Annotated in this window: 27 protein-coding genes; 10 read left to right on the forward strand and 17 right to left on the reverse strand. The window is 51.9% G+C overall.

Annotated elements, in window-relative coordinates; genetic code table 11:
• Positions 1-512 (reverse strand): S1C family serine protease (locus IEV46_RS14860; protein WP_188433335.1); only part of this gene is annotated, 512 nt, incomplete at its 3' end.
• Positions 513-673: 161 nt separating this feature from the next.
• On the opposite strand from IEV46_RS14860, the gene speE reads away from it, so the two are divergent.
• On the forward strand, positions 674-1,561 hold the full coding sequence (gene speE, locus IEV46_RS14865) for a polyamine aminopropyltransferase (RefSeq protein ID WP_188433336.1): 888 nt from the start codon (positions 674-676) through the stop codon (positions 1,559-1,561).
• 84 nt (positions 1,562-1,645) lie between these two features.
• Positions 1,646-2,227 (forward strand): biotin transporter BioY, encoded by a 582-nt coding sequence (locus IEV46_RS14870; protein ID WP_188433337.1) that lies wholly within the window; start codon positions 1,646-1,648, stop codon positions 2,225-2,227.
• Positions 2,228-2,240: 13 nt separating this feature from the next.
• Here the strand turns inward: IEV46_RS14870 and IEV46_RS14875 are convergent, their stop codons facing one another.
• Positions 2,241-2,633 (reverse strand): hypothetical protein, encoded by a 393-nt coding sequence (locus IEV46_RS14875; RefSeq protein ID WP_188433338.1) that lies wholly within the window; start codon positions 2,631-2,633, stop codon positions 2,241-2,243.
• A 108-nt stretch (positions 2,634-2,741) separates the two neighbouring features.
• On the opposite strand from IEV46_RS14875, the gene IEV46_RS14880 reads away from it, so the two are divergent.
• On the forward strand, positions 2,742-2,951 hold the full coding sequence (locus IEV46_RS14880) for a YqgQ family protein (protein WP_188433339.1): 210 nt from the start codon (positions 2,742-2,744) through the stop codon (positions 2,949-2,951).
• A 63-nt stretch (positions 2,952-3,014) separates the two neighbouring features.
• Here IEV46_RS14880 and IEV46_RS14885 read toward each other — a convergent pair whose 3' ends face one another.
• From IEV46_RS14885 to IEV46_RS14925, 9 genes are all read right to left on the reverse strand, one after another.
• On the reverse strand, positions 3,015-4,382 hold the full coding sequence (locus IEV46_RS14885) for an alpha/beta hydrolase family protein (protein ID WP_188433340.1): 1,368 nt from the start codon (positions 4,380-4,382) through the stop codon (positions 3,015-3,017).
• Positions 4,383-4,404: 22 nt separating this feature from the next.
• Positions 4,405-5,397 (reverse strand): extracellular catalytic domain type 1 short-chain-length polyhydroxyalkanoate depolymerase, encoded by a 993-nt coding sequence (locus tag IEV46_RS14890; protein ID WP_229736155.1) that lies wholly within the window; start codon positions 5,395-5,397, stop codon positions 4,405-4,407.
• Between the two features lie 260 nt (positions 5,398-5,657).
• Positions 5,658-6,512, reverse strand: coding sequence for a dimethylarginine dimethylaminohydrolase family protein (locus IEV46_RS14895; RefSeq protein WP_188433342.1), 855 nt, complete (start codon positions 6,510-6,512; stop codon positions 5,658-5,660).
• A gap of 109 nt (positions 6,513-6,621) precedes the next feature.
• Positions 6,622-7,242, reverse strand: coding sequence for a 3-isopropylmalate dehydratase small subunit (gene leuD, locus IEV46_RS14900; RefSeq protein WP_188433343.1), 621 nt, complete (start codon positions 7,240-7,242; stop codon positions 6,622-6,624).
• 12 nt (positions 7,243-7,254) lie between these two features.
• A complete protein-coding gene (gene leuC / locus IEV46_RS14905; protein WP_188433344.1) occupies positions 7,255-8,667 on the reverse strand; it encodes a 3-isopropylmalate dehydratase large subunit in 1,413 nt (470 codons plus the stop codon).
• Between the two features lie 407 nt (positions 8,668-9,074).
• On the reverse strand, positions 9,075-9,590 hold the full coding sequence (locus IEV46_RS14910; RefSeq protein ID WP_188433345.1) for a YfiT family bacillithiol transferase: 516 nt from the start codon (positions 9,588-9,590) through the stop codon (positions 9,075-9,077).
• Between the two features lie 68 nt (positions 9,591-9,658).
• Positions 9,659-10,381 (reverse strand): amino acid ABC transporter ATP-binding protein, encoded by a 723-nt coding sequence (locus IEV46_RS14915; protein ID WP_188433346.1) that lies wholly within the window; start codon positions 10,379-10,381, stop codon positions 9,659-9,661.
• On the reverse strand, positions 10,378-11,046 hold the full coding sequence (locus IEV46_RS14920) for an amino acid ABC transporter permease (protein ID WP_229736156.1): 669 nt from the start codon (positions 11,044-11,046) through the stop codon (positions 10,378-10,380). The genes IEV46_RS14915 and IEV46_RS14920 overlap by 4 nt, the downstream gene beginning before the upstream one ends.
• A gap of 72 nt (positions 11,047-11,118) precedes the next feature.
• Positions 11,119-11,883, reverse strand: coding sequence for an ABC transporter substrate-binding protein (locus IEV46_RS14925; protein WP_188433348.1), 765 nt, complete (start codon positions 11,881-11,883; stop codon positions 11,119-11,121).
• A 198-nt stretch (positions 11,884-12,081) separates the two neighbouring features.
• Between IEV46_RS14925 and IEV46_RS14930 the strand changes: the two genes are divergently transcribed.
• On the forward strand, positions 12,082-12,366 hold the full coding sequence (locus IEV46_RS14930) for a DUF2935 domain-containing protein (protein ID WP_229736157.1): 285 nt from the start codon (positions 12,082-12,084) through the stop codon (positions 12,364-12,366).
• Positions 12,367-12,459: 93 nt separating this feature from the next.
• Here IEV46_RS14930 and IEV46_RS14935 read toward each other — a convergent pair whose 3' ends face one another.
• Positions 12,460-12,825: a hypothetical protein gene (locus tag IEV46_RS14935; RefSeq protein ID WP_188433349.1), complete on the reverse strand. Its 366-nt coding sequence runs from the start codon at positions 12,823-12,825 to the stop codon at positions 12,460-12,462.
• Between the two features lie 339 nt (positions 12,826-13,164).
• Between IEV46_RS14935 and IEV46_RS14940 the strand changes: the two genes are divergently transcribed.
• Entirely contained in the window at positions 13,165-14,481 is a 1,317-nt protein-coding gene (locus tag IEV46_RS14940; RefSeq protein WP_229736158.1) for an esterase/lipase family protein, read from the forward strand.
• A 41-nt stretch (positions 14,482-14,522) separates the two neighbouring features.
• Here the strand turns inward: IEV46_RS14940 and IEV46_RS14945 are convergent, their stop codons facing one another.
• From IEV46_RS14945 to IEV46_RS14955, 3 genes are all read right to left on the reverse strand, one after another.
• Positions 14,523-15,578 (reverse strand): LCP family protein, encoded by a 1,056-nt coding sequence (locus IEV46_RS14945; RefSeq protein WP_188433351.1) that lies wholly within the window; start codon positions 15,576-15,578, stop codon positions 14,523-14,525.
• 195 nt (positions 15,579-15,773) lie between these two features.
• Positions 15,774-16,481, reverse strand: a complete 708-nt coding sequence (locus IEV46_RS14950) for a DUF3153 domain-containing protein (RefSeq protein WP_188433352.1) — start codon at positions 16,479-16,481, stop codon at positions 15,774-15,776.
• A gap of 33 nt (positions 16,482-16,514) precedes the next feature.
• Positions 16,515-16,709: a hypothetical protein gene (locus tag IEV46_RS14955; protein ID WP_188433353.1), complete on the reverse strand. Its 195-nt coding sequence runs from the start codon at positions 16,707-16,709 to the stop codon at positions 16,515-16,517.
• Between the two features lie 386 nt (positions 16,710-17,095).
• Here IEV46_RS14955 and mraY point away from each other — a divergent pair, with 386 nt between their 5' ends.
• The 3 genes from mraY to IEV46_RS14970 all read left to right on the forward strand — a co-directional run bounded on the left by mraY (position 17,096) and on the right by IEV46_RS14970 (position 19,754).
• Complete coding sequence (gene mraY, locus IEV46_RS14960; RefSeq protein WP_188433384.1) at positions 17,096-18,079, forward strand: phospho-N-acetylmuramoyl-pentapeptide-transferase; 984 nt, start codon at positions 17,096-17,098, stop codon at positions 18,077-18,079.
• Between the two features lie 333 nt (positions 18,080-18,412).
• Positions 18,413-18,778, forward strand: coding sequence for a class I SAM-dependent methyltransferase (locus IEV46_RS18190; protein ID WP_229736159.1), 366 nt, complete (start codon positions 18,413-18,415; stop codon positions 18,776-18,778).
• Positions 18,779-18,998: 220 nt separating this feature from the next.
• A complete protein-coding gene (locus IEV46_RS14970; RefSeq protein WP_373284630.1) occupies positions 18,999-19,754 on the forward strand; it encodes an ABC transporter permease in 756 nt (251 codons plus the stop codon).
• Between the two features lie 74 nt (positions 19,755-19,828).
• On the opposite strand, the gene IEV46_RS14975 is transcribed toward IEV46_RS14970, so the two are convergent.
• Together IEV46_RS14975 and IEV46_RS14980 are read right to left on the reverse strand one after the other, a co-directional pair.
• Entirely contained in the window at positions 19,829-21,505 is a 1,677-nt protein-coding gene (locus tag IEV46_RS14975; protein ID WP_188433355.1) for an ABC1 kinase family protein, read from the reverse strand.
• Positions 21,506-21,541: 36 nt separating this feature from the next.
• Entirely contained in the window at positions 21,542-21,889 is a 348-nt protein-coding gene (locus IEV46_RS14980) for a phasin family protein (protein ID WP_188433356.1), read from the reverse strand.
• 255 nt (positions 21,890-22,144) lie between these two features.
• Here IEV46_RS14980 and IEV46_RS14985 point away from each other — a divergent pair, with 255 nt between their 5' ends.
• Positions 22,145-23,950 carry a S9 family peptidase gene (locus tag IEV46_RS14985; RefSeq protein ID WP_188433357.1) on the forward strand — a complete coding sequence of 602 codons (1,806 nt, stop codon included), beginning with the start codon at positions 22,145-22,147 and terminating at the stop codon, positions 23,948-23,950.
• A gap of 157 nt (positions 23,951-24,107) precedes the next feature.
• The gene (locus tag IEV46_RS14990) at positions 24,108-24,794 is read left to right on the forward strand and encodes a serine/threonine-protein kinase (protein ID WP_188433358.1); all 687 of its coding nucleotides are present in this window, start codon (positions 24,108-24,110) and stop codon (positions 24,792-24,794) included.
• Positions 24,795-24,863: the final 69 nt, after the last annotated feature.

A 24,863-nucleotide genomic window follows, 5' to 3' on the forward strand; every position in this document is an offset into this window, starting at 1 on the left:
GGATTGCCGATGGCGATCGCCCACTCCCCCACTTCTGTATGACGGGAGGAACCCATAGCCAAAGGTTTGAGCGGGGTGGAGGAGCGGACTTGGATCACCGCGAGGTCGTGATGGAAGTCCCTCCAAACCACTCTGGCCGGCAGGGGCCCTTTTCTGCCAAAGAAATGGACCAGAAGCCGTTTGGCCCTTCGAACGACGTGTTCGTTGGTCAAAATGTAGCCTTTGGGGGAGATCACGAAACCGGAACCGTACTGTCGCCGGGTATCCTGTTCTTCCTGGTCGGGAGGGGTAAAATCGTTGAATAAGCGATTGAATAAGGATCGGGAGGCGGGGGGGTTGTCTTCTTCGGCAGAGATGGCAACCACGCTGTTCCGCACCCTCCGGATGACAGGGACAAAGGAGTTGGCCGGATGATTGGCAGAGAGGGAATAAAGTTCCCCCTTGCGCCGATTGGAGGCTTTCATGGGAGCTGATGATGCTGGAATGCCCCGGTTGTCATACGATCCATGCACCTCTTACCTCCTCTCGTGGGCCCCGGGGGGGCCGATTGGATGGTGATCAGTAGTTCCTTTTCCTTCATCTTATTGGGAAAAACGCCCCGGAGTTCGGGCGGGGACTCCTTTTCCTTCACCCGGACGTCTGATAAAATAGGGGGAAAAAACAGGGGGACGTTATGGACAACAAAAAAATGACCGGATCGGGCTTTTTCACAGCGGAGGATGGCACCCAATGGTTGTCCGACCCTGAAGAGCGCTTCGGTTTCCGGGCCAGCTGGAAGATCAATCGGTTTCTCCATCGGGAACAGTCAGAGTTTCAGGACGTGGCGGTAGTGGAAACAGAAGGGTTTGGAAAAACATTGGTCCTGGATGAAATTGTACAGACGACAGAGGCGGACGGTTTTATATATAACGAGATGATCACCCATATTCCTCTGGCGACCCACCCTTCCCCCCGCGAAGTCTGCATCATCGGGGGAGGGGACTGCGGAGCCGCCGGGGAAGCGGTCAAATATCCTTCCGTGCAACGGGTGGATCTGGTGGAGATCGATCGGAAAGTGGTGGAAGTGAGCCGGAAATACCTGCCGGAAGTGGCAGGGGTGGGGGCTCTCGATCCACGGATTCATCTTCACTATGAGGACGGAACCTCTTTTATTCGGGAAAAGGAATCTGTTTATGATGTTGTGGTGGTGGATTCTTCGGATCCGGTGGGGCCGGCGGCGGTCCTGTTTGAACTCCCCTTTTACCGGGATGTACACCGGGCATTGAAGGCCGACGGCCTCATGGTTTGCCAGAGTGAATCGCCGGTTTTCCATCCCGGGGTTTTGTCCCGGGTGCATCAGACGCTCCGGCAACTGTTTCCGGTGGTTCGCACCTATCTGGCAACAGTGCCCACCTATCCGGGAGGAGTCTGGAGTTTCACCCTGGCATCCAAGACATATGATCCCCTTCGCGAAGGGAGCGGCCGGTTGCAGACAAGGGGGAATCGCTATGTTGACGGGAATGTCCTGGAGGGCAGTTTCCGGCTCCCGGTCTACGTCAAAGAGTTGCTCGGTAAATGTTAACCAAATTTTTATGGAGGTTGACAATAGTCGGCCTCTTTTTTTATTCTTGGAGAAGAGAACTGATGGATTGGGGAGTGGTCATTGATGACAAAGAGTACAACCCGGATCCGCAATATGGTCTTGGCTGCCATGTTTGCGGCGTTGTTGGCTGTATCGGGACAGATCGCCATCCCGGTGCCGCCGGTTCCGGTGACGCTGCAAACCTTGGTTGTGATGTTGGCAGGTTCGGTTCTGGGAGCCCGATGGGGGGGCGTCAGTGTTGGAATCTTCATTCTGCTGGGTGCCTTCGGAGTCCCGGTATTTTCCGGGGGACAGGGAGGGATGGCGGTTTTGGTCGGGCCGACTGCCGGTTATATCTGGAGTTGGCCGGTGGCGGCGTTCCTGATCGGCTGGATGACGGAAGAATCCGCCCACCGGCTCCGCTTTTGGAAACTGATGGTTCACCACGTGGTTTGGGGAGTGTTCTTTGTCTATCTCTGCGGTGTCCTGTGGATGATGCTCAGCCTGGGGTTGGATATGAGAGCCGCGTTGGCGGGGGGGGTACTTCCCTTTATTCCGGGCGATATGGTGAAAGCTGTTGTCGCTTCCACGGCAGCCCTCAGCTTGAACCGGGCCTGGCCGATCATCCGGTCCCGCCGGGAGACGGTTGAGGAAGGACCCGCCTGATGGCGGGTTCTTGTTATGAAACGGGAATCGAGATCAGATCCGTGTGTTGTTGGATATGACGGATAAAGCGATCCGACAGGGGAATCAACAGATCGGTCGCTCCCCGTTCAAACCGGCCGTTGCGGTTGATGATAAACATCCGGCTGACAGAGATCCGGTAGTGACGGTGATTGAACAGGGAAGTCATCTGAATATCATCGCCCAATACTTGCATCGTCGCTCCGGGACGGTTCAGTTGGAAAGGTATGATTCCCAACGTATCAGATAGCATGACCTGATAAGATGTGTGGGGCTTTTGGAAAATCAGTTCCCTGGTGGTCAGGGTGCATCCCAGCCGCTGACGCTTCTGGGACAGCAGGAGCTCACCTTCCATCTTGTTGACTTGGATAAAATCAGAGTAGGGCATGCAGGATTCACACCTTTTTTCATGTATTGACCGTATTCTATCATGAATGAGAGGTGGAATTGCGGCCGGGTTTGTGACAAAGTTTACGAAAAAAGGGAGCTGAAGGATATGAGGGGACCCCTGCGGAATATGGTCGATCTTCGGAATCTGCTACGCCAATATGGCCTGATGGTGTATACCGGCGACCGGATGGGAGATCTCGATCTGATGGAAAGTGAACTGGATGACCTGCACCGTGCCGGTTTGCTGGAGAGGGAAATCTTCTTACAGGCGAAGATGCTGATTCACAGTGAAAAAAGAAGAATGGGTAACAATTGATTTTATCCTGCTGAATAGAAAAAACTGTCGGCAGGACGCCGACAGCCATTGTGAATCATGGGCTCACAAACAATCGGTGGCGGGCTGTTCTTTTTTCATCGAAATGTGCCGGTTTTGGGGTGGTTTCTTTCCTTTTTCCACCCAACTCTCCAGCAGGTCGAGGGATTTTCGGTAACAGGGCAGAATGGGGCGCAATTTGTCGGGATGATCATCGTACAGGGAATCGGTATGGGTACCACCTTCCACCACGTAGTACCGGTGTTTTTTTCCATGTCCGGCCTGCCGGATCATCCGGCTGTAGATATCCGAATCGGTTCGGATGGGCAGGAGGGTGTCCATGGTCCCGTGAAGGGTGATCATCGGTTTTTTGATTTTACCGTTCAGGGAAACTTTGTGAATGGCTTCCTTCACTTCCGGAGGGCGACTATGATAATCATAATCAGCATCACACCCGGGTGTTCCCGATGAACAGAAGGGAATCCCGGCTTCCAGACTTCCATCATAGTCCGGGTCAAACTCTTCCCGGTAAATCCTTTGGGTCAGATCCCAGTATACATTGTAATGAACCTCCCAAAGGAATTGGGATCCCGGTTGGAAGCCGGCCCGGATCATGGCTCCGGCGGCACGGGGATCTCCCTGTTTGTATGCAGGATAGTATTTCAAAGCGGTGGGCAAAACGGTTAGCAAGTTGTGATCCGGGGTGAACAGAGTTCCTTCCCAGTCAACTCCGCCGTCATAAAGTTCGGGATGATTTTCCAGGGCATACCGTGTCAGATATCCTCCATTGGAGATCCCTGTGATATAGGTGTATTTCACCTGCCTACCATAGTGCTTGCCGACGGCTTTTTGGGCCGCTTTTGTCAGTTCGGTGATACGATGATGCCATTCTTTCACCGCATCACCCGGCTTATCACCATCTTGATAAAAAGTGGTGCCGGAGTTCCCTTTGTCTGTGGAAGCAAAGGCGTAACCGCGGGAGACAGCCCAATCGCTGATGATGAAGTCCAGGGCGTATTGCCGGCGGTTCCCCGGGGCACCGGTGATGATCAACTTGCCGTTCCATCGTTCCGGCAATCGGATCACAAACTGGGCGTCATGGTTCCAGCCGTGATGGGTGTTGAAGCGGGATGTGTCCGGAAAATATCCATCGATCTGGATTCCGGGAACGGGCTGGGTCGGCGGGGGAGTCTGCAAGGAGTGGAGTCCGGCCCAATCCGCCTGCACCGTGTGACCACTTCGGAGCAGGCCCGGGGTGGTCAGATCGTCCAGGCAGGCGTGAGTCTGATGCTCTGCCCCGGGAATCCAAGGAGCGGCCTTCGGGCAGGGACGCTCCCCGGCGGAAACGGGTGGGATCGGACTGAAGGACAAAAGAGCCAGGCTCAGGATGATCAGACAGATGATAAGGGGATTGCCCCGGAGTTGGGAAAGCATGTGAAAACACTCCTTTATCTCTTTACTTTGGATGGGCGGCGAAAAACTTCCACAGGATCCGGCTCGCATTGGGCCCCTTGGGATCGGTGTAAGAGCCGGCGCTGTTTCCACCGGACCAGGCATGCCCCATTCCTTTAATCATGTATTTCTCCATCAGAATATTCCCGCTTCCATCCTTGTAAAAGAAACGGGTATAGTCACGGCCGCCGGGCACTTTCCCCTGCTCGGAACCCTCAGGAATGTCATCGATGGTTCCTCCGCCTGATGCCAGATCGTTGGTCTTTGCCCATTGGGTGATCACCTGATCGGCGTTGACCGGATGGACCGTGGAGTCCGCTGTACCATGGAACACGATCGTCGGTACGGGTCGGGCCGCTGTGCCCATGGCTCGGTAGGCCAGTTCCCCTTGTTGTTCAGGATTTGGTCCGCCGGAGTACATGGCGGCGTAAGCTCCGGCAACTGTGACGGCGGCCTTGTATTCCAGTCCCGCCCCGACACCGACGGCGGCAAACAGATCCGGGTAAGTGGCTCCCATGATGACACTCATGGCGCCCCCGGCGGACAGTCCGGAGATATAGACCCGATTATGATCCACTGAATATTCTTTTTTAATTTGGTTGACGACTTGAGCGATCGAGGCCGGTTCTCCCATGCCTCGGGATTGGTTGATGGGAAAAAACCAATTCCAGCACTTATTCATGTTGGCGAATATGGGTTGTTCCGGATAGGCGACAAGAAACCCCTGTTGTTCCGCCAGGATGTTCATTCCTGTACCTGCGGCAAAATCATCAGGATTTTGGGTGCAACCGTGGAGCATGACAACCAAGGGGAGAGGTGTTTGCCCGTCGTGACGAGAGGGGATGTACAGTTTATAGGCCCGACCGTCTGTGGAGACTTTGTTTACAAACTGGCCCGCTGCATGAACCTGCGAAGGGTTGACTATTCCCCAAAAGATGTTCAACAACATCAGAACCGTAACAGTCAAAACACCCAAAATGCGACGGCTCGTCTTCAAAACTGCCTCACCTTCCATTTCTGCGGAGTATAGAAGATTCGGTATATTTTTTATGCAAGATCGGTTCCACTCCGGGAACCGCATCCTGTCAGCGGGTAGAGTCCAGCAAAATAGACGGAATGGAGGCGAGGATCTGAATATATAGGGGAAGATCAAAGGAGAGGAGTCTCAAATAATGGACTCAATCCAAATATTTGCACAATCCAACCCGTCAGGAAATCAATTTTCCTGACGGGTTTCCGGAAGATCCGTCCCGAGTGCTACCCCCGGCGAAGGGGCAGGGTGCAACAGCGAAAGGCGCCACCGGATTTCGTGATTTCCGACAGGTCCACTTCGATCACGGTGAATCCGCGCCGCCGCAGTTCTTCATTGACTCTGGGATTGACAGGTTGACTGATGATGGTCCGGTTACCGACAGAAAGAACGTTGGTTCCCAGACGGAATTGTTCTTCTTCGCTGACCTCGATCAAACTGTAGCGGGAGGCCAGTCGATGCAGATCGCTGTCCGTAAAGGCGTGTGTATAGATCAAGGCTTCCCGGGAAGAGAGGGGGTTGAACAGGCAATCCAAGTGCAGATACTTTTCCGGAAACCCGAGGCTGATCACGTTCAGATGGGGAAGGTCTCGCCGGAGAGCGGCGATCGCCTTCTGTGAGGTACGGCCGCTGTCCCCGATATAGAGGGTGTCTCCATCTATCAGTACGTCTCCGCCTTCGATGCTTCCTTCGGTGATTTGGGAGAAGGGGATATTTTCTTTCTGCAGCCACCCGGTCAGCCGCTTCTCTTCTCCTTGGCGAATCGGTTTTTCCATCCGGGAGATATACAGGCGGGGTCCCACGGTAAAGCCGATGTCCCGAGTGAAGACCTGTTCGGAAAAACGGGGATCCGGATCCAGCAGGATCACCTTTACCCCCAGCTTTCCCAGGATGTCGACCAGGTGTTGATGTTGCTGTTGCGCTTTCTCCCGATCGATGTTTTCATCGGCGAAATGACGTTGGGTGCGGTTTATTACTTCCCGGATCTCCAAGAAACGGGGCGGACAAAGGATCACCTGTTTCAAGGGAGCATATTCGCTGCGGCAGTCCGGCCGGAAAGTTTGTACGATGGTTTGGTTCATGAGCGGACGTCCTTTCAGAATGGTCTGTTCAGATGTTAAGCTTTCCTTTCACGGCCAATCCATGTACCGAGAACAGGTAGACCACCCTGACGGGTGGTCCAGTTCCAATTCATATGGTTTGATTTGCTTCGGTTCGATAATAACCGGGAAGATTCTTTTCATAAGCGCGGATTTTCTCTTCCTTCAGCAGGGTGATGGCGATCTCGTCCAAACCCTTCAACAGGCACTGACGTCGATAGGGTTCCACTTCAAAGGTGCTGATGAATCCGTTTCCGTCATCCATCCGCTCAGCTTCCAGATCGACGGTAAGGGTGCGGGTGGTTCCCTCCGCCACCCGTCGAAAAAGGACGTCGACGGTTTCTTCGGAGAGACGGATGGGCAAAATACCGTTTTTGAAACAATTGTTATAAAAAATATCAGCGAAGGAAGGGGCGATGATGGTTCGAAAACCGTAGTCATGAAGTGCCCATGGGGCGTGTTCCCGGGAAGAACCACATCCAAAATTGGAACGGGCAAGCAGAATGCTTCCTGTTTTGTATTCCTTCCGGTTCAGCACAAAATCGGGAATGGGATTGCCTTGGTCGTCAAAACGCCAATTATAAAAGAGATATTGGCCAAACCCGGTCCGTTCCACCCGTTTCAGAAACTGTTTGGGGATGATTTGATCCGTGTCCACATTGGCCCGGTCCAAGGGGACGACCCTTCCGGTGTGTTTCCTGAAAGCTTGCATGCCGATCCCTCCTCAGTCTGCCAATTTCCAATTCCGAACATCGACAAAATGACCTTTAATGGCCGCAGCTGCCGCCATCATCGGACTGACCAGATGGGTTCGTCCCCCGCGCCCCTGGCGCCCCTCAAAGTTGCGGTTGGAGGTGGAGGCACAACGTTCTCCGGCCTGCAGGAGATCATCATTCATCCCCAGACACATGCTGCAGCCTGATTCCCTCCATTCAAATCCGGCATCCAGGAAGATGCGGTCCAAGCCCTCAGCTTCCGCCTGCATTTTCACCTGTTGTGAGCCGGGGACAACCATGGCCCGCACACCGGGTGCCACCTTGCGGTTTTTCACTACACGGGCGGCGATGCGCAGATCCTCAATCCGGGCGTTGGTGCAGGATCCGATAAACACCCGGTCCAACCGGATGTCGGTGATGGGCATTCCGGGAGTGAGATCCATATATTCCAGGGCGTTTTGCACGGATTTTCTCTCTGTTTCCGTGGGGAATGAAGTGGGATCCGGCACCCTTCCGGTAACTCCGGTTCCCATCCCCGGGCTGGTGCCCCAGGTCACCTGGGGTTCGATCTCAGTGGCGTTGAACTCCACCCGTTTGTCATAGACAGCCCCTTCATCCGTACAAAGTTGACGCCACTCTTCCATGGCCTGTTCAAAGGCCTCCCCCTCGGGTGCGAAGGGTCTTCCCTCCAGATAGCGGAAAGTGGTCTCATCGGGAGCCACCATTCCGGCCCGGGCCCCGGCTTCGATGGACATATTGCAGACGGTCATCCGTTCCTCCATGGACATACGGCGAATGGCTTCCCCCGTATACTCGATCACGGTGCCGGTCGCTCCATCGGTTCCGATTTTTGCGATGACGGAGAGGATGACGTCCTTGGCGGTGACACCGGGGGCCAGGCGCCCCTTCACATGGATCTCCATCGTCTTCGGTTTCAGCTGTTGCAGACACTGGGTGGCCAATACATGTTCCACTTCACTGGTCCCGATTCCAAAGGCCAAAGCGCCGAAAGCTCCATGGGTGGAAGTGTGACTGTCCCCGCAGACGATGGTTTTTCCCGGAAGGGTAAGTCCCAATTCCGGTCCGATCACGTGAACGATCCCCTGTCCGGAACTGTGAAGATCATACAGTTGAATTCCAAACTCCTTACAATTTTTTGCGAGGGTGTCCATCTGTTTGGCAGAGATTTTGTCCTTGACTGGCAGGTGTCGGTGGATCGTGGGGACATTGTGGTCCATCGTGGCCAAGGTCAAATCCGGCCGTCGCACCTTGCGGCCGTTGAGCCGCAGGCCCTCAAATGCTTGAGGTGAGGTCACTTCGTGGACAAGGTGGAGGTCGATGTACAGGATTGCCGGCTTTCCTCTTTCCTGATCGACCACGTGACGTTCCCACACTTTTTCGAACAATGTGCGTGGTTTCACTGAACTCACCTCATCTGTCTTTATTTTTGAAAGAGACGGGGTTGAAAAATATATTGTTGCTATTGTAGCAAACTTTATGATTGGTGCAATACCCTTTTTGGTTTTATTTATTTAAAGTGTTGATACTGAGAGGAGATAAAGATTGAAAATAAAAAAATCCGCCATGGAGGCGGATCAAAGAGGTGTCAATATGTCCAGGGTACCTGAGGTCCTGACTTCTTCTCCAGTTTACCGTTTTTTGAACAGAGTGGCAAGTCCTTTTTCGTGATTATTTTTAACTTATTATAAATGTTTTCTCGTCGAACTGATTCGTTTCCCTTATTATCACCACTTTCCTTCCAATTATGAAAAAATGATTTTGGATAGGTGGAAAAGTTCCCGAGTTTGTTCCGGGTGGTTCTCTGTCTTCACCAATTCATTCGTTCCCGCAGAGAAGAGATGTGGGCGAGATGGTGCCGACAGTGCCAGGAATAAAGGCGGAGGGAGGTCTCCAGGGTCAGAAATCCCCATTCAGGATGCCGGTACCCTTTCTGAAACTGTTCTGACCGCATGGAATGGAGCAACCCCACCCACCGCTGATGGAGAGCATCCAGGAAATCGATCGAGACATCGATATTCAACTTGGAATCGGGAAGGTGGCTCCATCTGTCCTGGTCAAAGGGAGAGACCGTGGGCCGCTCTTCTGTGAGGGCCCGTTTGAACCGAAGGTATCCGTAAAGGTGACTGTCGGGCAGATGGTGGACCACTTGCCGAAGAGTCCATCCCCCGGGACGGTAAGGTGTATCCAGTTGTTCCCGATCCAAATCGGAGACAGCGTCCTTCAATCGTTGGGGGGTTTCGGCCAACATCCAGATATGCCAATCATGGGACTCTTTTTCCCGGTCGGGATTGAAACGGCCGATGGGATATCTGAGGTGTTCCACAGAGGATCCTCCTTTTGTATATTCATTTTTTATCGGGGTTGCCCTGTCCTCATCATCGAATCAAATCTTCAAAGCACCCGATTTAAGAACTCCCTCGTCCGTGCCTGTGAAGGATCGTCAAAGATTTGTTCCGGTCTCCCCTCTTCCACCAATCTTCCTTCGTCCAGGTAGATGACCCAGTCGGCCACTTCCCGGGCAAATCCCATTTCATGGGTGACAATCACCATGGTCATGCCTTCTTTGGCGAGGGATTTCATCACTTGGAGCACTTCTCCCACCAATTCGGGATCCAAGGCGGAAGTCGGCTCATCAAACAACATCACTCGGGGATTCATGGCCAACGCCCGGGCAATGGCTACGCGCTGCTGCTGTCCACCGGAGAGTTGGGAGGGATAAGCTTGGGCTTTGTCGGAGAGTCCCACTTTGTCCAGAAGGTCTTCGGCCTGTGTTTTTGCTTTTTTCCGGTCCGTCTTTTTGACCTGGACAGGTGCTTCCATCACATTTTCCAGGGCATTCATGTGGGGAAACAGATTGAAGTTCTGAAAAACCATTCCCACCTCTTGCCTGATCCGGTTTAAGTCATTCCGTCGAGGGTCCACTGTGTTCCCGTCGATCCGGATTTCCCCGCTGTCCGCCGCTTCGAGGAAATTTAGACAGCGAAGGAGGGTGCTTTTTCCGGAGCCGCTGGCTCCGATCAGAACGACCACATCACTCTCCCCGACGTTTAAGTCGATCCCCTTCAATACATGATTCTTTCCAAAACTTTTGTTTAATCCTCTCACCTGAATCATCCTGTCCCCCCCTTGTCTCCATGAAGGTGTCCTTCCATCCGGTTGAGCAGGAAGGTAAAGATCAGAACCAACGCCAGGTAGTAGAGTCCGTTCACCGCATAGGTGAGAAAGGGTTGGTAATTGGCTGAGGCCTCGGATAATGCCGCTCCGAACAGCTCATTCACACCGATATAAGCCACCAGGGATGAATCTTTCAGTCCGATGATAAACTGGTTTCCCAGAGGGGGCAATGACCGTCGGAAGGCCTGGGGCATGATGATTCTGCGCATGGCCTGGGTATAAGACATGCCCAGGGAACGGGCTGCCTCCATTTGGCCCCGATCAATCGACTGGATCGCTCCCCGGAATATCTCTGCAATATAAGCGGAGGCGTGAATGCCCAAAGCCAAAATTCCCGCGGGAAATTCGTTGATATTCCATCCCAGTCCCTGGGCCAAACCAAAATAAAAAAACATGATCTGCACAATCAAAGGGGTGCCCCGGATCAAGGCGATATACAGGTTGGCGCCCCATTGCAACACCCGGATGGAGGAGATTTTCAGAAAAGCGAGGATCAGCCCCAACACACTCCCCAGAAGCAGGGACAAGAAGGTGAGCTGAACCGTGATCCAAGCGGCCTGACCAAATCCAGCTGCCGTGGTGACCAATATTTCCCGGAAATCCATCAATTTTTCTCTCCTTTTCGAGCCTTCTCTCCGTAAAAAGGGATGCGCCAGGCGCATCCACTGCATCCGGGGTTACGGTTGGTTGGAGAGAATATTTCGGTTGAACCACTTTCGGCTGATTTTTTCATAGGTTCCGTTTTCGATGATGTTGTTCAGCGCCTGGTTGATCTCCTTTTCCAATCCAGGATTGTTCTTGTGGATGGCAATCCCCATCTCATCCATGGTGAGGGGCTTTCCCACTTTCCGGATTTTTAGACCGTCATATTTGATCGCGTGATCACCGACGCCTTCATCAGTGATCACTGCATCGATCCGTCCGGTGGGCAGATCCTGAAGTGCCACCACATCACTGGTGTACTCCTTGATATCCTTTGAATACTTCAGCGCCTCGTCTTTGTAAGTGCTCGCCTTGACCACCCCGATTCTCTTTTCTTTCATGTCTTCCGGTGTCCGAATCTCTTTGTTTCCTTTCCTGATGAATATTTGAGCTCCTGAACGATAATAGGGGTCGGTGAAGAGCACCGCCTGTTTTCGTTTCTCCGTGATCCCCATGCTGCCGATGACCGCATCGTATTTACCCGCTTGCAGACCGGCCACGATGGTTTCCCAGGGGGTGGTTACGGGGTTGGCCTTCAGCCCCATTTCCTTCGCGATCGCTTTCCCGATCTCCACATCAAATCCGGTTAATTGACCGCTCTGCTTAAAGTTATAGGGCTTGTACAGTCCGCTCATGGCAAAGGTGAGCTTTCCTTCTTCTTTCAGTTTCATCCCTTTGTCACTGTCGGCTACCCCTCCGCAAGCTGCCAGGATTCCGGTCAGCGTGAGCATGACAACCATGGATACCAGGAACCTCTTTTTGAAAAAAATGAATCATCCCTCCCCTTATTCGCTTATATTATAAAATATTCGATCAAATAGACAAAAATTCCTTTCACTCATCCGATAAAGGGATCACCCCCCCTCCCCGGATTGAATGAGAAACTTATCATCCACATACTGTTGTGGTGAAGATGAATCAACGGGGGAGTGGTTGGGGTGGAGTATGAAAAATCTTCTCGGTTTAAACACCGGTTCTGGTTGCAGGTATTGGGGGATCTTGCCCGTTTTATCCGGGATGCCCTCGTACCGGAGGAGAAAGAAGAGATCCGACGTGCCGGGGAATATGTGCAGATGTTTGACAGGTTGCTGGAACAAGCCCGATCCAAGGTGGACGGGATCTCATGGCAGGCACTGGCGGGGAAGGCAGACCGGTGGGCGCGGGAAATCAGGAAATTTAATCACTTGATTACCTCATCAAATAGGCCGAAGTTTCCAAGGTGAAAGTGCCGAATTGCGATCCGGGACGGCCCCGATTGGAAAATTAAAAGCAAAGCGCCGCTTTCCGGAGGAGCAGGAGAGCGGCTGCTATGTTGGTTACAGACGGCCGCCCATCTGTTCCAAAATCTTTTCCGCTTCTTCAAAGTGTTCCTCGTCGGTGACCACAGTGACCGAAAGGTCCTCGGCACCAAATTCGTCACTGCCGTCAGCCATGCCGCTGGAATGAATGTCCGCGGCTTTCAGGATTCCCGCGTCCCGTCCCGTCACCGGGGCGCCGGTGATGGTGGCCAGGGAGGAGATGGGTTCGGCGATGGGATTGTCCAGATCGCTTCCATCTTCTTTGGGGCTCAGAGAAAAGCGGGAAAGATCCACTGTCTCAAATCCTTCAGCCTTCAGTTGCTGCACTGCCTCTCGGGCCTGTCCTTCCGTCCGGAAAAAAGCGATGACACTCCGTTCTCCCATGGGAGAAGCCTCCTTATTCAGGGATTCTTTATCTAATGTGGACAGAAAGTGTTGATTTTATTTCAGAGTGTGAGATTCATTTTTGCTTATTCACAGAGTATTTGTCATAATCGTTATATTGGGAAAGGGATGAAGAAAAAAGACAGTGTGGGGTATTTTGAGTCAGAATGAAGTGTCAAGGTGTGGAACTGATGAAGATTGGAAATTCAATGGGATGATCTGTGCAATGGCTCGCATCAATTTTTACCCTTTGACATCGCTATATGGATAAAAGAATCGTCGCCAGAGCCGGAAGAGAGCAGCAGGGTTAAGATTTAGGAATTGGGAGGAGGAAAAAACTTGAAACAGTGGTTATTTCACGGTGTGTTGTATGTGGTGGTTTTTTGTCTTTCCATCCTCAGTTTGGGACCCATGGTGTGGGCGGAGGAATCAAGTGAGGCCCCATACAACGAAACCAAAGAACTGGCGGACCAGGAGCGGCAAATCAAGTCGACTCTGAAGGTGAAGCCGGCTGATTCCGAACGAAACAATCAGGATCCGATCATCCTGGTGCACGGGTTGGGGGGATTTGACACGCTTTACACTCTCAATTATTGGGGAGGGATCCACAACGTCGTCAACGATTTGGGGAAAAGAGGTTATGAGGCATATGCCACGGACATCGGTACTTTTTCAAGCAACTGGGACCGGGCTTGTGAGCTGTACACCCAGATCAAAGGAGGACGCGTGGATTACGGAAAAGCTCATGCCGAGGAGCATGGTCATTCCCGGTATGGCCGCACATATCCGGGATTTGTACCGGATTGGGGAAAGGATAAAAAAGTTCATCTGATCTCTCACAGTATGGGTGGACAGACGGTTCGGATGTTGATTCAGTTGCTGGAGCACGGAGATGAGCAAGAGCGGGCCAACACTCCCAAGGAGGAGCTTTCCCCTCTCTTCGATCATCAACGAAAGTCCTGGGTCAAGAGCGCAGTCACCATCTCGACTCCCCACGACGGTTCTCCCTTTGTTTATGAAGTGAGCGGAAAAGCTCCCTACATCCAACAGATGGTTGGAGCTTTTGCAGCAGCTTTGGGAAATCGTCCCCTCGTCGATTATGATTTTAAACTGGATCAGTGGGGATTGAAGCGGGAGCCGGGGGAATCGTTTTCCGATTATATGAAGCGGGTCAGGAACAGTGGGATTTGGGAAAAGTCGAAGGATACTGCTGAATGGGATTTGCGCCCCGAGGGGGCACTGGAGTTGAATCGATGGGTGAAGGCACAGCCGGATGTGTACTACTTTTCTGTCGGTTCGGAACAGACTTATCCCTCTCCGCTTACAGGTCATGAGCGTCCGGAGCCTTTTATGAACCCGGCGATGTATTATTCATCCATCTATATCGGTAAATATACCCGACACACCGATGAAGTGGTGATTGACCGGAAATGGTGGAAGAATGACGGGCTCGTCAGTACCTACACCATGGATGGGCCGAAACTGGGCTCCACCGATGAGATTATACCCTACGACGGCAATCCCCAGATCGGTAAATGGAATTATCTCGGGACGATGAAGTCCCACGATCACCTGGATATCATCGGACTCGGGGTTCGGGATATGCGGGGGTTGTATCGGGATCTGGCCACTCTCCTCGGATCCTTGCCTGAATGATAAAAAGGACTCCGAAGAGTCCTTTTTATCATGGTGTTTATTCAGTTGATCCCGGATGTACCGGTGGTTTCCTCAGTCCCCTCGTCAATTTCTTCGGGTTCTTGGGACTGTGGGGGAGTGTATGGTTGGCCGTCCAGGGTTTCTAACGGCAATTGTAACTGCTTTCGCAGGATGGTGCTGATCCGAAGGCGTTCCTGATCACTGACCAGGAAGTACCAGACTCCTTGGGGATTATTTTTACTGTTTTCACCGTTGATTTCCAAGGTTTCCATCCGATCCTTGGGGATCTTTCGGTAGGTATCCTGAAGTGCGATCATCTGATTCATCTCCAGGTTATGACTGATGTTGTTACCCACGGCCTTCAACAGATCATCCACTTTTGTCACGGTCTTGACGCTGGTCATCTGATTCATCAGCGCTTGGATCACTTCTTTTTGCCGCTTGTTTCGTCCCAAATCTCCTTCGGGATCGGATTTGCGCATGCGGACGTAGGCAAGGGCTTCATGGCCGTTCAAATGAGCGGGCCCCTTTTTGAAGGAGTACCACTTGTAGAACAGGCGCATGTTGAAATCAAAAGGGACATTCACATCCACCCCACCCACGGCATCCACTGCTTCGATAAACCCGTTGAAGTTGATCCTCACATAATAATCGATGGGAATATTGAGGAAGTTTTCAACGGTTTGCACCGTGTTGGTCATCGGTCCCACCTGGGAGCGGGTTCCATAATAAGGTGCAGAGTTAATCTTGGTTTTCACCCCGTTGGAATTGGAGATTGCAGCATATGTGTCCCTGGGGATGCTCAGCATCTTAATTGAATTTTTTTTGGGATTGACAGCGGCAACCATGAGTACATCGGATCGCCAATCCTTGGCATCGGCAGTGCGGACGTCGGTTCCCACCAACAGGACAGTAAAGGGATCCTCCATGGTGATTTCTTTATCCCGTTTATCGGATTTATCCCTGTTCAGGGGGTCAAAAGATTGCTCCGCGGCTGCCCAAACCTGATAGATAAAGTAGCTGGACACACCGATGATTCCCACCATAAAAACTGTCAATATGCGAAGCCACAATTTACGTCGCTTCTTTTTTCGCACTCGATCAATTCTTGAATGTTTGATAGGTCAACCCCCGCTTTTACGTCCGGATCCGAAGATCTGTCTTTTATTCATGCAAGGCCGGGAGGGGATGGTCCCGGTCTTTTGACGTTTATCGTTGCCTTTAAGAATGAACGATGAATCAGCGACAGCTGTTTCGTCAGCCGGACTGACTGATATTGGAGAAATGACTTTTCACCTGCGACGGAGCAATCGGGACCTGAACAGATAAAGGAATAAGAAAACCAGAATGAATACGATGGCCAAACTGAGGACCCATCCCACGGGGTTGGGGAATTTCACGAGAACACGAACTGGATTTTTCTCACCCGGATCCAGTTTCCATGTCAGGGTTTTTCCATCCTCGGAAACTTGATCTGCATTGTGTTCCTCAGGTTTCAGGGGAAGGGTTAGGCGGAAGTGGAGGTTAGTTTCTTTCCATAAAAACCGCTTCATCGGATTGTCAGCCCTAAGGTGGGTCAGGTCTGCTTCCGTCTGCAGAAAGATCCGGTACTGAAACCAGCTTTTCTCGATGCGGACGGGACCTTTGGACCCCTCTCGGGGAAATGGGATCAAACCGGCCGTTTTTCCGGAGGGACCGAGGATCTCTTTCAATTCTTCTCCGGGTGGATCTTCCACCACACTTTTTACGTCTTTTTCCGCCAACCATCCGGCATGGTTATTCTTGCGGATTTCCCGTACCCGATAACCGCTGTTTTTCATCTTCTCCTGAAAGGGATCCAGTTGATCGGCGATTACAGATGGGGTCATCACCTTCACTCGGTAGGTACCCGACCCGTCTTGATGAATGATGACGTGGTAGTCGGCATTGACACATCCTGTTGACAATAAAATGATGGTCAATGTGATGATCAGGGGGACTCCTTTTCTGTACAGATTCACCGTCATCCCTCTCTTCCGCCGGTGCAATCCCCGTCAATAAAGTTCCACAAGCGTGAGCAGGGCGGTCACATTTTGATCCACCGATTCGGGTACGATGTTCCCCTTTTTGTCAAAACGGATCTTTTGAACGGACTCCTGAATCGGATTGGGACGTTCAAAGCGGACGTATCCCTTTTCCATCAACATTTGCAGTTCAGTCACACGTTTGTGAAGTTGTTTCCGGTTCATTCCACCGGCCTCCTTCCTGCAAATTTCGTGATTCGCTCAATACACCCGGAGGAAACGGGGATATATGTACTATCAAGATTACATCATGAGACGATGGAAAGGAAAGAAAAAAATACAGATCGCGGACAAAACAATATAAATGTAAGTATTCCATAAAACCAATCGACTACTTCCTTGGTTCGGTTGTCAATTTCAGTGAGGCGGTTTAACATAGATTTTCGCGAGAAGTTCTTTTCAGGAGAAGTACAGACAGATGATTTCCGGGTGCTGTAACCGATGTTCGGACTGCGAAACTGTTTTCTCCGGTCTGTTCCACCCCTGCTGATGGGTGGGCCTTGCGAAGGGTAGCGGAACGGGGACAAAGGGGTGATTCTGTGCTCAATCATATGTTTTGGATATCCATGGCTGTCACTTTCGGGTTGGGTGTACTGCTTGCACCATTGATCATTCCTCTGCTCAGAAGGTTGAAATTTGGTCAGTCCATTCGGGAAGAGGGGCCGAAAGCCCATCAGAAGAAAGCCGGTACGCCAACGATGGGGGGTGTGATTTTTCTCAGCGCGGTGGTGTTGGCCTCAGTCCCTCTCGCTAGCAGGGTGGATACAGGAAATCCGGATCTCTTCTTTCTCTTGTTTGCCACGTTGAGTTATGGAATTGTGGGGTTTATGGATGATTATATAAAAGTGGTGATGCGACGCAATCTGGGGCTGACCGCCAGGCAGAAGCTGCTGGGACAAGTCTTTATCGGGATGGTGTTGTTCTGGGTGCTGTGGCAAGTCCGGGTGGTGCGTGGAACCTATGAGGCAATTTCCACGATCGGAATTCCTGGGACAGATCTGTATGTCTCTTTGAACTGGCTTTATTTTCCTCTTTTGGTACTGATGATGATTGCAACTTCCAATGCTGTCAATTTGACGGATGGACTGGATGGGCTGGTGGCAGGAACCGCAGCCATCGCATACGGTGCGTACACAGTGATCGGGATCATGCAGGAAAACACCAGTGTCGTCATCTTTTCGGCCTCTGTCACCGGCGCGTTGCTGGCTTTTCTTCTCTTCAATGCCAATCCGGCCAAAGTGTTCATGGGGGACACCGGGTCACTGGCTTTGGGTGGGGGATTGGCAGCGCTGGCGGTGATCACCAAAACGGAACTGTTGTTGCTGATCATCGGCGGAGTGTTTGCATTGGAAACCCTGTCGGTGATGATCCAGGTCACCTCCTTTAAATTGCGGGGAAAAAGGGTGTTCTTAATGAGCCCGGTCCATCATCACTTTGAGCTGAAAGGCTGGTCTGAATGGCGGGTGGTGACCACCTTCTGGGGGATGGGATTCTTATTTGCAGTATTGGGGATCTATTTGGAAATATTCATCTGAGACCGGTTTGTCCGGTCTTTTTTTAATTACTGCATGTGGATTGGAGTTTCTATCCGTCCCGGGGCGGATGGAAAACCCTGCGGATGTCCGATTTGGATTCTTCACAGACACGGTAACCTGAGGATACTGAGATGGAAAATACCATTCAGAGGGATCGAAATATCGCGAGGGGGGAGATCAAGTGCCTGAAAAAGCTTCCAAGGGTTACAAAGGGTTGGGGATGAACGGTGTGATAGCCACCTGGTATGCAAAAAACACCCGAAAAAATATGAAAGAATACAGAAAGGTTGCAAAGAAGGTGGCAAAGTCTCTCTCTTTGCAGGGGCTTCCGTCTTGGAGGTTGCTCCGGGGCCGGGATATCTCTCCCTGGAGTTGGCGAAGCTTGGCAACTACACGTTGGCAGGATTGGATATCAGTAAAACCTTTGTGGAGATCGCACGGAAGAACGCCGAGGAAGCTGGCGTGGAGATTGATTTTCGTCTGGGGGATGCCGCAGCGATGCCTTTTCCCGATGAAACTTTCGATTTGATCATCTGTCGGCTCTCCTTTAAAAATTTTTCCCAACCGATTGCGGCTCTGAATGAGATGAACCGGGTGTTGAAACCCGGTGGAGAAGCGGTGATCTTTGATCTGCGGGGGGATGTTACCACAGAGGCGATGAACAGACATGTGGAAGAAGAGTTGGCATATACGCCTTAACGCCCTTCTGACCAAATGGGTGATGAAGTCGATGGTTATTAAACAAGCTTATACCAAACAAGCCTTTGAGGAGATGGTCTCCAAAAGCAAATTCGGGTCTTGTGAGATTTGGGAGGATCATATTGAATTGGAGATCCGACGGAGAGATCCTCGAAAGTGTTAATCAGACGAGCTGGGCTCGTCCAAAAAGATGAGATCCGGATCATGAATTGCGGCCAAAATCAAGGTCACCCGAGCTTTATTTCGGTTGACTTTCATGGAAATTCGATTGTTTCTCAGAGAGAAAGAGACGGTGTTCTGGACATTTTTGTTCCCGGTTCTAATCATTTGGCTGTTTGGATCGATGTTTGGTGATCAAACAATCGACGGTCAAAATTTTGGTGAGACGTACATTCCTGCCTGGATAGGTGTCAACTTGTTGACCACGGCCCTGTTCGGTGTGGGAACGATCTTGACCCAGTATCGGAAGCAGGGAGTGTTGCGTCGGTTGCGGGCCACTCCAATCCGGCCGGTCACGGTGTTGACTGCTCACTTGCTTCAAGGAGCCCTCACTTTTTTGATCGGCGCGTTGATCTTGGTCGGGTTTGGGATGGCTGTTTACAACCTTCGACTGCCGCAGTATCCGGGAAGTTTCATGATTGCAGTCGGTTTGGCAGTGTTTGCCCTCTATCCCTTTGCCATATTTGCCACCTCCTTTGCCAAAGACAACCGTACGTCGGCGGCGATCAGCTCTGTGTTACTGAATGTGATGCTGTTTCTCTCCGGTGCCACCTTTCCGTTGGAGATGATGCCGGAGTTCATACGCCAAGTGTCTAAAATTCTTCCTTTATACTATGTCGTCGATCTGTTTCAGGAGACTTGGAACAGATCTCCCCTGTGGGAGAACACCGGGAGTGCGGGGGTATTGGTGGGGATCGCAGTGGTGTTCACTTGTCTGGCTTCCCACTTCTTCCGTTGGACTTCCCGGGAACCATAAAAAGTAGAGAAGGCCCGGTTTGCTTCTCTTTCCTGAGCAGTTTCGGGCCTTTTTGTTTTCAAAAGTCCCATCCATCACAATCGTCCCGACTTGATAATGGAGTAAATCAGCCACATCAGCATGAATAATGCAACCACAAAGCCGATTTCGATGGCGGGTACTTTCCAGAGGAGGGTTTGTTGGCGAGTGAGAGAAGATCCGATGATCAATCCGCACATAATGATGCTGAAAGAGAGCAGGACGATGCTGTAGGAGAGACGGTTGACGATCTGATCCATTTTTCGTAAAAAAAGGTCGAGACGGGGGACGCCCACGTCCACCTGGAACCGGCCCTTTTTCAGATTTTCAGTCAGTTGGCGCAGATTCTTTGGCATCTCCAGCAAGGTTTCTCCCAGGTCGTATGCGTATCTCCAAGTCTCCCGCATGATCCGTCTCGGGTTGAATCGCTCCCGTACCAGTTGTTCACCAAAAGGCTTCGTGATTTGAGTAATGTTGATCTCGGGGTCCAGCTTTTTAACGATACTTTCCAACGAAAGGATGGTTTTTCCCAGGAGAGTGAGGTCAGGGGGGATCTGGATCCGGTGTTTAAAGGCCAGTTCGAACAGATCATGGACGGTGTCCCCGAGACTGATTTCGGAAAGAGTGATGTCGTAATATTTGTCGTTCAGCTCATCCACATCCAGCCAAAATGCTTCCGTATCCACATCTTCGGGGACCATTCCCATGCGGAGCATGGCCCGGACGGCGCCATCCGTGTCCCGTTGCATCATGGCAATCACCATCGAGGAAAAATGGCGTTGCATCTCGGGAGTGAGCCTCCCCACCATCCCGAAGTCGATCAGAGCAATCCGGTTTCCGGGAAGGGCGAACAAATTTCCTGGATGGGGATCCCCATGGAAAATCCCGGCGATCAGGATTTGGCGAAAAAGGATCAGCACCAGTCGTTCTGCCAACAGTTTTCGGTCAAAGCCCAGCTTCTCCAGTTCTTTCATCCGGCTCAGTTTTACACCGCTGATATATTCCATGGTTAAAATACGGTGGGTGGTCAGATCCCAATCCACCTGAGGGATGTAAACAGGGTCCTCTTCGGTGTACAGGCTTCGGATCTTGTCCATGTGACGGGCTTCGGCGGTGTAATCCAATTCCTGACGGACTGCACGGGCCAATTCGTCCACCACTTTGCCGATCTGGTACTGCTCGCCCCACTCCAGCCGTTGCTCCGCCACTTGAGCCCACTCCCGCAGGATTTGCAGATCGCGTTGAACAATGCCGGAAATTCCCGGACGTTGAATTTTGACCGCCACGGTTTTTCCGCTGTGTAAAACGGCCCGATGTACCTGACCGATAGAGGCGGCAGCGGTGGCATGCTCGTCGAATTCTGAAAAGTATTGGGAGTAATCCCCCAACTCCTGTTCCAGGACTTGCTTGATCTCCCTGAAGGGGAGGGGGCGCACTTTATCCTGGAGTTTTTCAAGTTCCCGGATCATGGTCTCGGGCAAAAGGTCGGAGCGGGTGCTGGCCACCTGGCCCAGTTTCACAAATGCCGGGCCCAATTCCTCCAGTGCCTCCCGGATATGTTTGCCCATGGAAGCCGGGTCTTTTTTGATCGGTGCCGACTCCTTTGCTTTTTTTGGAAGGGAGAGTATGGAGAAAATCCCGGTCTCCTCCAGGAGATATCCGAAACCGTGCCGGGCAAAGGTGGAAGCAATTTCCCAGTATCGGTTGAGGTTTCTTATTTTTTTTCCGAACATGACATGCCCCCCTTGATAGCTTGCTCCAAAAGCGAGTCAGGATCCCTGGTCGGGATCTTCCTGAGGAGGCGTGCCGTATTTGGTTTCCAGACGGGTCAGTCGCTCTTCCAGGAGATGGATCTGTTGTTTTAGGTCTTGGATGTCTTCATGGGTGGAGATGTTCATCTCCTTCAGCAGTTTGTTCATCCGTCCGCGGAGATATTGATCCAGTTGTTCCTGTTCCTGTTCTCCCCGGACAATCAGTTTTTCCAGGAGTTCTTTGGAAGCGGAGGGGGTCATTTCTCCTCGTTTCACCATGTCCCGCAGAATTTTTTCCATCCGTTCCTTGCTGATCACGGCCAACCCCATACTTGCAGCCAATCCTTTTTTCATCCAATCTCTCATCAGGGCTTCCTCCTTTATCTAATACGATTCGTCTTTCCATTCCTTATCCCTCTTTTCCCCCGATGAGGGCTGGATAATCCAATCGGATCTCAAGGGTGTGATCGGGGTTGGAGGTACCCATGACTGAGGGGGTTGGGAGGGGGGCTCATCTATTGCGAAATTTGAACAGAGAGGAAATGGGGACTGGTGATCGAATGGTGTTAAAAGGGTTTTATCCTTTTTCTCAGTAGAATACTAAAACAGGGAGAGATGATCGTGATTCGTTTTCCTCAACCGGATGTGGAGCAGTTTTTTCGCACGATGGATATTCAAACTTTTGCCGTCCGTCCGGACGAAAGACAGATTGTTTTCAGCACCAATCTGGGAGGTTCCTTCGATCTTTGGCAGATGGATCCGGAACATCCTTTTCCCAGTCAGATGACTTTTATCGGTCAAAGTTGCCAGGCACTCCATTTTGAGAAGAGGGGGCGCTTTTTGATGGCGGGCTTTGACCAGGACGGGGACGAGAACACCCAACTGTACGCTCTTCCCCCGGAGGGCGGGGAGCTGCTCCCGATCCGGAGGGCGGAGGGAAAGCGCCATTTCTTCGCCTCCCTCTCCGATGACGGAAAACGGCTCTACTACACCACCAACAGAGAAAACGAAACCCATCTGGACACTTTTTGCTACGATCTGGAAACAGAAGGAGAGAAGAAGATCCTCGCGGGATCAGAGGCTGCCACCTTTCTGGTGGATGTCAGTCCGGAGGAGAAAACCTTTGCCTATCTGAAACATTTTTCCAACACCCATGCCTTGCTCTTTGTTCAGCAGGCGGGGGAGGCGATCTGCCTCACGGCGGATTCCGGTCCCCAACACGTAGTCTACGATGCGGTCTACACTGACGAGAACACTCTCTATTTCCTTACGGATTATCAGGAGGACCGGGCTTACCTGGCCCAGTATGACCTGCAGCGGCGGGAGTTTCAAAAAGTGTTGGAACCGGCGGGGGGTGAGTTCACTTCCCTCTCTTTCGACCGGAAGGGGAAGGTGCTGTATCTGGTGGAAGGATATGGGGTGGAGGATCGGTTGATCCGCTTTTCTCTGGATTCCTCCTCTGCTGAGGAAGTGACTGTACCGGTGGAGATCCTGACTCAACTGGTGATTGCAAAGTCGGGGACCCTGTATCTGCTGGGGCGGTCAGCGGTCCGTCCTCACAATCTCTATCGGCTCCGGCCGGGGGAGAGTAAGTGGTCGGAACTGACCCGCTACCGAGTTCCTGGTGTCGCGGAAGAGACACTGGTTCAGCCGGAGGTGATGCGATACCCCTCCTATGACGGACTGGAGATTGAAGCCCTTTGGTTCCGGGCACGGGAAGAGGTTTCCAACGGCTACCTGATCCTGTGGCCACATGGAGGTCCTCAGGCTGCGGAACGAAAATCGTTCAGGGCGTTGTTTCAGTTTTTGCTCCACCGGGGGTACAGCGTCTTTGCTCCCAATTTCCGGGGCTCCACCGGTTATGGACTCTCCTTTGCCAAGAGAGTGGAAGGGGATTGGGGGGGCGGACCCCGCCTGGATTTGATTCATGGGTTGGAGTGGATGATTGAACAGGGTTATGCTGACCGAAGCCGGATTCTGTTGATGGGTGGGAGTTACGGCGGCTATATGTCCCTGTTGCTGACCGGTCGGCACGGGTCGTATTTCCGGGCTGTTGTGGACATCTTCGGACCCAGCGATCTGTTCACTTTTATTGAGTCGGTTCCGGAACATTGGCAACCGGTGATGGAACAGTGGGTGGGGGATCCAGTCAAAGACCGGGACAAACTGAAGGAGGATTCTCCGATCACTTATCTGGAGCAGATGGAGTTGCCGATGTTGGTAGTACAGGGGGCCAAGGACCCTCGTGTGGTCAAGGGGGAATCCGACCGGATCGTGGATGCACTTCGGAAGAAAGGGGTCGATGTGGAATATCTGGTCTTGGAGGATGAAGGACACGGGTTTTCCAAGAAGAAAAATGAAATGGAAGTTTACCGCCGGGTGCTGCGTTTCCTGGACCGGCAGATCTCTACCCCGACAAGTGTCTAAAGAGCGAACGGAAGTCGAACCCTCCCGGAATCCTTTCGGGGGGTTCGGCTTTGCCTGCAAAAGATGTTACATTTGACAGAAGGGTTGAAGAAAAGTATTGTTTTCGGAGATGGATCAGAATAGCGGTCCAGGCCTTTGTCAGACAAGGGGGAGCCCTATGTTTTGGAGTTGGATCCAACCTCTGATCGAGAGTGTGAGGGTTCAGGCCCATCCGGGGAATCAACTGGTGACGATTCTTCACATTCCAAAGGAGATGGAGAAAATTGGTGTAGGTACTGATGCGGTGGTGGTTCGTCACCCTTCGGAACCCCGGGTGGTGTTCAAGTGTTACGCACCCGGCCGGGAACAGAAGCGATTGAATGAATATGAGGTGTATCGCCGCCTGGGAGATACCCCGTACTTTCCGGTCTGTTTTGGAATGGGGGACTCATTCCTCGTCCTGAGCTACGAACAGGGTCCCACATTGTATGAATGTGTTTCCCAAGGGATTGTCATTCCGGAAAACATCATTACAGAAGTGGAAGTAGCACGCCGGTATGTCCGTAGTCGGGGTCTCAATCCACGGGATTTGCATTTGAAAAATGTCCTGTTACAAGAAGGTCATGCCAAATTGCTGGATGTTTCCGAGTATCTACAGTCCGGTGATGATGCCCGATGGGATCATCTGGTTCAGGGGTATCGGCTGTTTTATCCGTTGATTAGGGGACGCAAGGTTCCGGTTTGGCTGATGGAGCGGGTGAAGAAGACTTATTTTCAGCATTCGGCGGAGGAATTTTCCGTTCAGGAATTCGCTCGCCCCTTTTTGCACTTTTTACACCGGGGGCAGGGACAGGACCGTCCTTAAGGGGCGGTTTAGCTTTTGGTGTACAGGGTATGATTGAATAGATTTCCTTTGGAAAGAGAAAGGAGTGGT

Origin of the sequence: Kroppenstedtia guangzhouensis, from assembly GCF_014637345.1 — a bacterium.
Classification (GTDB): Bacteria; Bacillota; Bacilli; order Thermoactinomycetales; family DSM-45169; genus Kroppenstedtia; species Kroppenstedtia guangzhouensis.

Coding starts and splice junctions, on each gene's coding strand:
- IEV46_RS14885 (WP_188433340.1), bottom strand. CDS start 4,382: ATGCTTTCCCAACTCCGGGGCAATCCCCTTATCATCTGTCTGATCATC.
- IEV46_RS14915 (WP_188433346.1), bottom strand. CDS start 10,381: ATGATTCAGGTGAGAGGATTAAACAAAAGTTTTGGAAAGAATCATGTA.
- leuD (WP_188433343.1), bottom strand. CDS start 7,242: ATGCAAGCTTTCAGGAAACACACCGGAAGGGTCGTCCCCTTGGACCGG.
- IEV46_RS14880 (WP_188433339.1), top strand. CDS start 2,742: ATGAGGGGACCCCTGCGGAATATGGTCGATCTTCGGAATCTGCTACGC.
- IEV46_RS14920 (WP_229736156.1), bottom strand. CDS start 11,046: ATGGATTTCCGGGAAATATTGGTCACCACGGCAGCTGGATTTGGTCAG.
- IEV46_RS14875 (WP_188433338.1), bottom strand. CDS start 2,633: ATGCCCTACTCTGATTTTATCCAAGTCAACAAGATGGAAGGTGAGCTC.
- IEV46_RS14980 (WP_188433356.1), bottom strand. CDS start 21,889: ATGAGAGATTGGATGAAAAAAGGATTGGCTGCAAGTATGGGGTTGGCC.
- mraY (WP_188433384.1), top strand. CDS start 17,096: ATGTTTTGGATATCCATGGCTGTCACTTTCGGGTTGGGTGTACTGCTT.
- IEV46_RS14925 (WP_188433348.1), bottom strand. CDS start 11,883: ATGGTTGTCATGCTCACGCTGACCGGAATCCTGGCAGCTTGCGGAGGG.
- IEV46_RS14870 (WP_188433337.1), top strand. CDS start 1,646: ATGACAAAGAGTACAACCCGGATCCGCAATATGGTCTTGGCTGCCATG.
- IEV46_RS14895 (WP_188433342.1), bottom strand. CDS start 6,512: ATGAACCAAACCATCGTACAAACTTTCCGGCCGGACTGCCGCAGCGAA.
- speE (WP_188433336.1), top strand. CDS start 674: ATGGACAACAAAAAAATGACCGGATCGGGCTTTTTCACAGCGGAGGAT.
- IEV46_RS14935 (WP_188433349.1), bottom strand. CDS start 12,825: ATGGGAGAACGGAGTGTCATCGCTTTTTTCCGGACGGAAGGACAGGCC.
- IEV46_RS14975 (WP_188433355.1), bottom strand. CDS start 21,505: ATGTTCGGAAAAAAAATAAGAAACCTCAACCGATACTGGGAAATTGCT.
- IEV46_RS14990 (WP_188433358.1), top strand. CDS start 24,108: ATGTTTTGGAGTTGGATCCAACCTCTGATCGAGAGTGTGAGGGTTCAG.
- IEV46_RS14955 (WP_188433353.1), bottom strand. CDS start 16,709: ATGAACCGGAAACAACTTCACAAACGTGTGACTGAACTGCAAATGTTG.